Below are 6,394 nucleotides of genomic sequence, written 5' to 3' on the forward strand. Positions count from 1 at the left end.
AGGATAAGATGAGCAAAAAAATTGACGGCGTATTAACCGCCATTGTCACCGCCTTCGATCGCGACGGTGCGTATAACGCCAGCGCCATGCGCCAGCAGATCCAGCGTCAGCTGAAAGCCGGTAACGGTATTTTCTGCGGCGGCACGAACGGCGAATTCTTTGTGCTGAACGAGCAGGAGAAGCTGGCGGTCACCGAAACCTGCGTCGATGAAGTGGCGGGCAGCGCAAATGTCGTCGCCCATATCGGCGAGATCTCAACGCGTGAAACCATTCGTCTCGGCAGGCAGGTAGCAAAACTGGGCGTTGATGCGGTTTCGGTTATCACCCCTTATTTTGTGCCGCTAAAACAGGAAGAGCTGATTGCGCACTATCGCGCAGTGGCTGACGCCATCGAGGTTCCGCTGTTCCTGTACAACATCCCGGCGCGCACCGGCAATACCCTGCAACCGGACACCGTGCGCACGCTGGCGGCGCACCCGAATATTATCGGCATCAAAGACAGTGCTGGCAGCTATGAAAGCCTGAGCGGCTTTTTGCAGGCGGCGGAAGGCATTGACAACTTTAACGTGCTGAATGGCCCGGACTCGCTGATTCATCAGGGCTTTGTTGACGGCTGTTCCGCCTGTATTTCCGGGCTGGCCAACGTGGCACCAGACGAAATCAACGCTATCTGGGCACACTTTAATGCCGGTGATATTGAAGCCTCGCGTAAAGCGCAGGAAAACGTCACTGGCCTGCGTACCGATCTGTATAGCGTCGCCTTCTCACCGGCAGCGGTGAAAAAAGCGCTGGCGCTGATGGGCCATGATGTCGGCGACAGCCGCTATGCGGTGCAGTTCAGCGCAGAAGACGAACAACGTATTCGTCAGATCGTGAATCAATATCTGCAATAAAAAAATTTAATAAAACCATTTCCGATTTGCTGAAGCGGGTGTTGCCTTACACACACCCAGGGTTCATTGCGTCCATTAAGAGGCTGAAATGAAAGAGTTTACCGCTGAAGATACGCTAATCATTATCGGGATAGTGATAGCCTATATCCTGTTTACCACCTGGTTAACCTACCGGTTAAGAAGTAAAAGCTCTGGCGATTTTATGGAAGGCTCGCGTGCAATGCCGGCCTTTATTGTCGGTGTGATGTTAATGTCGGAATATATCGGTGCAAAATCGACTATCGGTACCGCGCAGGCGGCATTTGAGGATGGTTTCGCCGCCTCCTGGTCGGTGATTGGCGCGGCGATCGGTTTTCCCATTTTTGGCCTGTTACTGGTTAAGCGCATCTATAACACCGGAAAAATCACCATTTCTGGCGCGATTGCCGAGAAATATGGTAACTCCACCAAAAATATTATCTCGCTGATTATGATTTATGCCCTGCTGCTGGTTAACGTCGGTAACTATGTCAGCGGCGCGGCGGCGATCTCCACGGTATTGAAAGTCAACCTGCCGGTAGCGGCCTTTATTACCGCGATTGTCAGTACCTTTTACTTCGCCTTTGGCGGCATGAAAGGCATGGCGTGGGTGACGCTGCTGCACAGCGGCATCAAGTATTTCGGCATTATGGTGATCCTCGGCGTGGCGCTGCATATGACCGGCGGTATTACGCCGATGGTGCAGGAGATGCCGGACTTCTACTGGACATGGGACGGTAATATCGGTGCCAGCACCATCTTCGCCTGGCTGATTGGCACCATTGGTTCAATCTTCTGTACCCAGTTTGTGATTCAGGCGATCTCCTCCACCAAAGATGCCAAATCGGCGAAACGCGCGACCTGGGTAGCGTTCCTGTTCTGCCTGCCGATTGCGATCGCTATCGCGATTATTGGCGTAGCGGCGAAATACCTGCATCCGGATATCAACAGCCTGTATGCATTGCCGGTGTTCCTGCAGGATATGAACCCATGGCTGGCGGGCATTGTCACCACCTCGCTGGTGGCGTCGATCTTCGTCAGCGTCAGTACTGTCGCGCTGGCGATTGCCTCGCTGATTGTCAAAGACTTCTATGTGCCTTATCGCAACCCGACGCCTGAACGCGAATTTAAAATGACGCGCTGGCTGTCACTGGCAATCGGTTTCGCGCCGTTGATTTTCGTGCTGTTCGTGCCGGAAGTGCTGAAGCTGTCGTTCTTTACCCGCGCCATTCGTCTGTCGATTTCGGTGGTGGCGATGATTGCCTTCTACCTGCCGTTCTTTAAGAGCGCGCGCGGCGCCAATGCCGGGCTGATCGGCGCCTGTGTGGTGACCTCGGTCTGGTATATGTTGGGCGATCCGTTTGGCATCAACAATATGTATATCGCGCTGATTACCCCGGCGGTGATTATGTTAATCGACCGTTTGATTCCGACGCGCGCGGAGAAAGAGAGTAAGAAATCCAAAACCCAAATTCAGAAAAGTGGAGCCTGATATGACTGAGGAAACTGTTACCGTTGAACGTAGCGGTCTGCTAACCGGCGATCAACAACAGCTAAGCGCGATGCTGCCTTCGGCCTGCCCGCAGAACCATGCCGCCAACCTGTTACCGTTGCCGGATGGCGATCTGCTCTGTACATGGTTTGCCGGTACCCAGGAAGGGATTGCCGATATCTCTATCTACTGCTCGCGGCTGGAAAAAGGCAGTGACCGCTGGTCTGCCGCTGAGAAGCTGTCGGAAGATCCAACCCGTTCCGAACAGAACCCGGTGCTGTTCCTCGATCCTGATGACACCCTGTGGCTGCTGTATACCGCGCAGAAATCGGGCAATCAGGATACCGCGATTGTACGTTATCGCCAGTCCGCTGATTTCGGTCGTAGCTGGGGCGTCATTGAAACGCTGCTCGATCAACCGGGCACCTTTATCCGCCAGCCGGTAGTGGTGCTGGATAACGGTGACTGGCTGCTGCCGGTGTTCTACTGCCGCACCACGCCGGGTGAAAAATGGGTCGGCAATAATGATGACAGCGCGGTAAAAATCTCCAGTGATAAAGGCAAAAGCTGGCGCGATGTGGCGGTGCCGGAGAGTACCGGTTGTGTACATATGAATATCACCCTGCTGAAAGATGGCTCGTTGCTGGCGCTGTATCGCAGCCGCTGGGCGGACTTTATCTATCAGAGTCGTTCCACCGATGGCGGCAACAGCTGGTCTGCGCCGCAGGCAACCGAACTGCCAAACAATAACTCGTCGATTCAGGTGACGACGCTGAACAACGGTCATCTGGCGCTGGTGTTTAACAAGATGAGCGCCGCTGATGCGACCGAACGCCGCGCCTCGCTGTATGACGAAATTGAAGATGAAGACGACGATGTGGCGGTGGCGCTGGAGCCAAAAGTGCACACCGGCCGCAGCGCATTCTGGGGCGCGCCGCGTGCGCCGATGACGCTGGCGATCTCTACCGACGGTGGCAAAAGCTGGCCGCAGCAGCGTAATCTGGATGAAGGTGACGGCTACTGCATGACTAACAACTCGCAGCAGAAGCTGAACCGCGAATTCTCCTATCCCAGCATTAAACAGGGCGTTAATGGCGAACTGCATATTGCCTACACTTACTTCCGTCAGGCGATTAAATATGTGCGGGTTAATGAGGAGTGGCTGACAGGAGAGCAAGCATGATTGCCGGTAATCTTAATGCACTGCGGCTGGCGACTCTGCCAGCCTCACTCTGGTCGCTGTTGTCGCAGCCGCAATACAGTCTGGCGGCGTTGCAGGCCCATGATGACGGCAAAATCCAGCCGCCAGGCGCTGACTGGTTCTGCCATATTGGCGTGGCGCAGACCGCACCCGCAGAGACGCGTCATACCGAGTTCCATCACCGCTATTTAGATATTCAGGTGCTGCTGGAAGGTGAGGAGATCATTAACTTCTCCTGCCAGGATGCCCGTCAGCAGCAGGCGGAAGAGCGCAAACCGGATCTGTTTATCCTCGCCAGCCCGCAGCTGACGCAAGCGATACATCTGCGCGCTGGTGATTTTGTTACCTTCTATCCGGGCGAAGCGCATCAGGCATTGTGCGCGGTCGGCGAGCCGGGGCCGGTACGCAAAGCGGTGTTTAAAATTCCACTGGCGATGCTGGAGGTGCAATGATAAAGCGTCATGCGCTGGTAACCGGCGCCAGCTCCGGGATAGGTGCAGCGATTACGCAAAAGTTATTGCAGGAGGGCTGGGCGGTGACCGGTCTGAGCCGCACGAGAGTCAGCGACGATAATCCGGCGTTTCAGTCGCTCCAGGTTGATCTGTTTGACACCGTGGCGCTGAAACAGGCGCTTGGCAGCCTGCCGACGGTGGATACGGTGATCCATGCCGCCGGGATGATGAAAGCGGCGCCTCTCGGTGAACTGGATGAAACCCTCAGCGAACAGCTGTGGCAGCTGCATATTCGTGTGGCGGAGGTGCTGGCTAATCAGCTGGCGCCGCAGCTGCCTGTGGGCGGACGCATTGTGCTGCTCGGCAGTCGCACCTCGACCGGCGCCGCCGGGCGCAGCCAGTACGTCACCACCAAATCGGCGATGAAAGGGATGGTCAGAAGCTGGGCGGCGGAACTCGCCGGACGCGGTATAACGGTTAATATCGTAGCGCCAGGCGCAACCGAAACGCCGATGCTGAAACAGCCGGGGCGCGAAAGTTCACCGCCGAAGTTGCCACCGATTGGGCGTTTTATTCAGCCACAGGAAGTGGCCGAGCTGGTGAATTATCTGCTGTCGCCAATGGCCGGGGCGATCACCGGCCAGGAGCTGGTGATTTGCGGTGGCGCGTCTTTATAATTGCAGGCCGAGGGCAGCGAAAACGCCGTCATTATGGCTGGTGCAAATCATCAACACGGGCGGCGAGAACGCCGCCCCTGCAGCCACCTATTTTCTCGCCGCCCTTTACTTATTTTCCTTGTAAAACAGCCGGTAGGCGGCAATCACCGCGAGAAAATCCTCTACGCCACAGAATGACAGACTCTCTTCGTCGTAATAGCTCATGCCCTCTTCCATGCCGTCATCTTCGATATTCAGCTGATTGGCGCGGATAATAATCTCCTCATCATCCATCCACAGACTGTACTCATGACCCACATGCTGCCACTGGCGTTCACTGCCTTTAATCGCTTTCACTGCCGCTTCAACATCATCCAGCAACGCGAAATTCTCTTTTACTTCTTCATTAAACCAGTGACCGACCACTTCATGGCCCATCGACATACGTACCTTCACCCCGCCGGTGAGATCACGTAAAAATTCATATTCCATTGTACTTTCCTCTGACAGCCAAACGGCCTTGTCACGCACTATAAAAGTGCAATTTCTGCACTACTCGCGTGGTAAATACCTGCTTACCTGCATTATCGCAGGCTGAGGGGCGAAAAAAAGCGATTTCAGGTCCATTTAACAGTGTGGCGCGATTTTTGCCTGATCTTCTGTCGATCAGCTGAACACACCTTCCTTTTCGTCCAGACCGAGGCTTTTGCTATGGAACTGAAATGGTTCGAAGATTTTCTCAGTGTCACGCGTTGCTACAGCTTTACTCGTGCAGCAGATGAACGTCATGTTACCCAGTCTGCCCTGAGCCGGCGTATCCGCCAGCTTGAGGAGTGGCTTGGCGTACCGCTGTTTGACCGTAAAACCTATCCGGTAACGTTAACGCCCGAAGGAAAGGCGTTTCTCGCCACCGCCAGTGAGACGGTGTTTGCCATGTCGCATCTGCGTAACGATATGCATCAGCGCTATACGCGTCGCACCTCGGTGATGCGCTTTGCGATGCTGAATACGCTGTCGCTGACCTTTTTCCCCGACTGGATTAAACAGATTAGTCAGCATCAGCAGCTGAGCTATATTCGCCTGTGCGATCAAAAGCCAACCTTTGTTGAGCACATTACGCTGCTGCACAGCGACGAAACCGATTTTCTGCTGACCTATGCCCATGATTCAGTCTCACTGATCCAGCAGCTCGCCCGCTACCCGATGCTGCGGCTGGGCACCGAACGCGCTATAGCAGTGTGTCGTCCCGACAGCGACGGTAAACCGCTCTATCCTGTCGGTCTGGACCAGCAGCCGATTCCTTATCTCAGTTATGGTCACCACTCCTTCTTTGCCCATGCGCTGGCGGAGATGTTTAGCCGCAAGCCGCTGCCGCTGGCGCCAATCTACGAAAACAGCATGTCGATTAACCTGAAAGCGATGGTGCTGTCGGGCAGCGGCGTCGCCTGGCTGCCGGAGAGCCTGATCCATGAAGAGTTAAGTCGCGGCATGCTGGTGCGCGCGGGCGATCGCCACTGGGATATGCCGCTGGATATCCGTCTGTATCGTCAGCCCCATCTGCGAAATCATCAGGCGGAAGCCTTCTGGCTTCGCGCCAAAGGGGAGATCGCCGTTTCGGCCGCGTGATAATCCTGATACGGGCGGCGAGAACGCCGCCCCTGCACATCAGTTGAATGTAGGGG

General features: G+C 55.2%; 7 protein-coding genes. 6 read left to right on the forward strand and 1 reads right to left on the reverse strand.

Annotation, left to right across the window (positions count from 1 at the left end):
- The first annotated feature begins 8 nt into the window (after positions 1-8).
- The 5 genes from N5923_RS02465 to N5923_RS02485 all read left to right on the forward strand — a co-directional run bounded on the left by N5923_RS02465 (position 9) and on the right by N5923_RS02485 (position 4,733).
- The gene (locus N5923_RS02465) at positions 9-893 is read left to right on the forward strand and encodes a dihydrodipicolinate synthase family protein (protein WP_267140649.1); all 885 of its coding nucleotides are present in this window, start codon (positions 9-11) and stop codon (positions 891-893) included.
- Positions 894-981: 88 nt separating this feature from the next.
- Positions 982-2,403, forward strand: a complete 1,422-nt coding sequence (locus N5923_RS02470) for a sodium:solute symporter family protein (protein ID WP_267140650.1) — start codon at positions 982-984, stop codon at positions 2,401-2,403.
- Position 2,404: 1 nt separating this feature from the next.
- Positions 2,405-3,586, forward strand: coding sequence for a sialidase family protein (locus N5923_RS02475; protein ID WP_267140651.1), 1,182 nt, complete (start codon positions 2,405-2,407; stop codon positions 3,584-3,586).
- Positions 3,583-4,056 (forward strand): YhcH/YjgK/YiaL family protein, encoded by a 474-nt coding sequence (locus N5923_RS02480; RefSeq protein ID WP_267140652.1) that lies wholly within the window; start codon positions 3,583-3,585, stop codon positions 4,054-4,056. Before N5923_RS02475 ends, N5923_RS02480 begins: the two co-directional genes overlap by 4 nt.
- Positions 4,053-4,733, forward strand: coding sequence for an SDR family NAD(P)-dependent oxidoreductase (locus N5923_RS02485; protein WP_267140653.1), 681 nt, complete (start codon positions 4,053-4,055; stop codon positions 4,731-4,733). Before N5923_RS02480 ends, N5923_RS02485 begins: the two co-directional genes overlap by 4 nt.
- Positions 4,734-4,838: 105 nt before the next feature.
- Here the strand turns inward: N5923_RS02485 and yacL are convergent, their stop codons facing one another.
- The gene (yacL, locus tag N5923_RS02490) at positions 4,839-5,204 is read right to left on the reverse strand and encodes a protein YacL (RefSeq protein ID WP_267140654.1); all 366 of its coding nucleotides are present in this window, start codon (positions 5,202-5,204) and stop codon (positions 4,839-4,841) included.
- Between the two features lie 219 nt (positions 5,205-5,423).
- Between yacL and N5923_RS02495 the strand changes: the two genes are divergently transcribed.
- Complete coding sequence (locus tag N5923_RS02495) at positions 5,424-6,338, forward strand: LysR family transcriptional regulator (protein ID WP_267140655.1); 915 nt, start codon at positions 5,424-5,426, stop codon at positions 6,336-6,338.
- The last annotated feature ends 56 nt before the right edge of the window (positions 6,339-6,394 follow it).

This window comes from Winslowiella arboricola (assembly GCF_025527015.1).
Taxonomy (GTDB): Bacteria; Pseudomonadota; Gammaproteobacteria; order Enterobacterales; family Enterobacteriaceae; genus Erwinia; species Erwinia arboricola.

Excerpts from the sequence above, each read along its gene's own strand:
- N5923_RS02465 (WP_267140649.1), top strand. The coding sequence starts at position 9 with ATGAGCAAAAAAATTGACGGCGTATTAACCGCCATTGTCACCGCCTTC.
- N5923_RS02470 (WP_267140650.1), top strand. The coding sequence starts at position 982 with ATGAAAGAGTTTACCGCTGAAGATACGCTAATCATTATCGGGATAGTG.
- N5923_RS02475 (WP_267140651.1), top strand. The coding sequence starts at position 2,405 with ATGACTGAGGAAACTGTTACCGTTGAACGTAGCGGTCTGCTAACCGGC.
- N5923_RS02480 (WP_267140652.1), top strand. The coding sequence starts at position 3,583 with ATGATTGCCGGTAATCTTAATGCACTGCGGCTGGCGACTCTGCCAGCC.
- N5923_RS02485 (WP_267140653.1), top strand. The coding sequence starts at position 4,053 with ATGATAAAGCGTCATGCGCTGGTAACCGGCGCCAGCTCCGGGATAGGT.
- yacL (WP_267140654.1), bottom strand. The coding sequence starts at position 5,204 with ATGGAATATGAATTTTTACGTGATCTCACCGGCGGGGTGAAGGTACGT.
- N5923_RS02495 (WP_267140655.1), top strand. The coding sequence starts at position 5,424 with ATGGAACTGAAATGGTTCGAAGATTTTCTCAGTGTCACGCGTTGCTAC.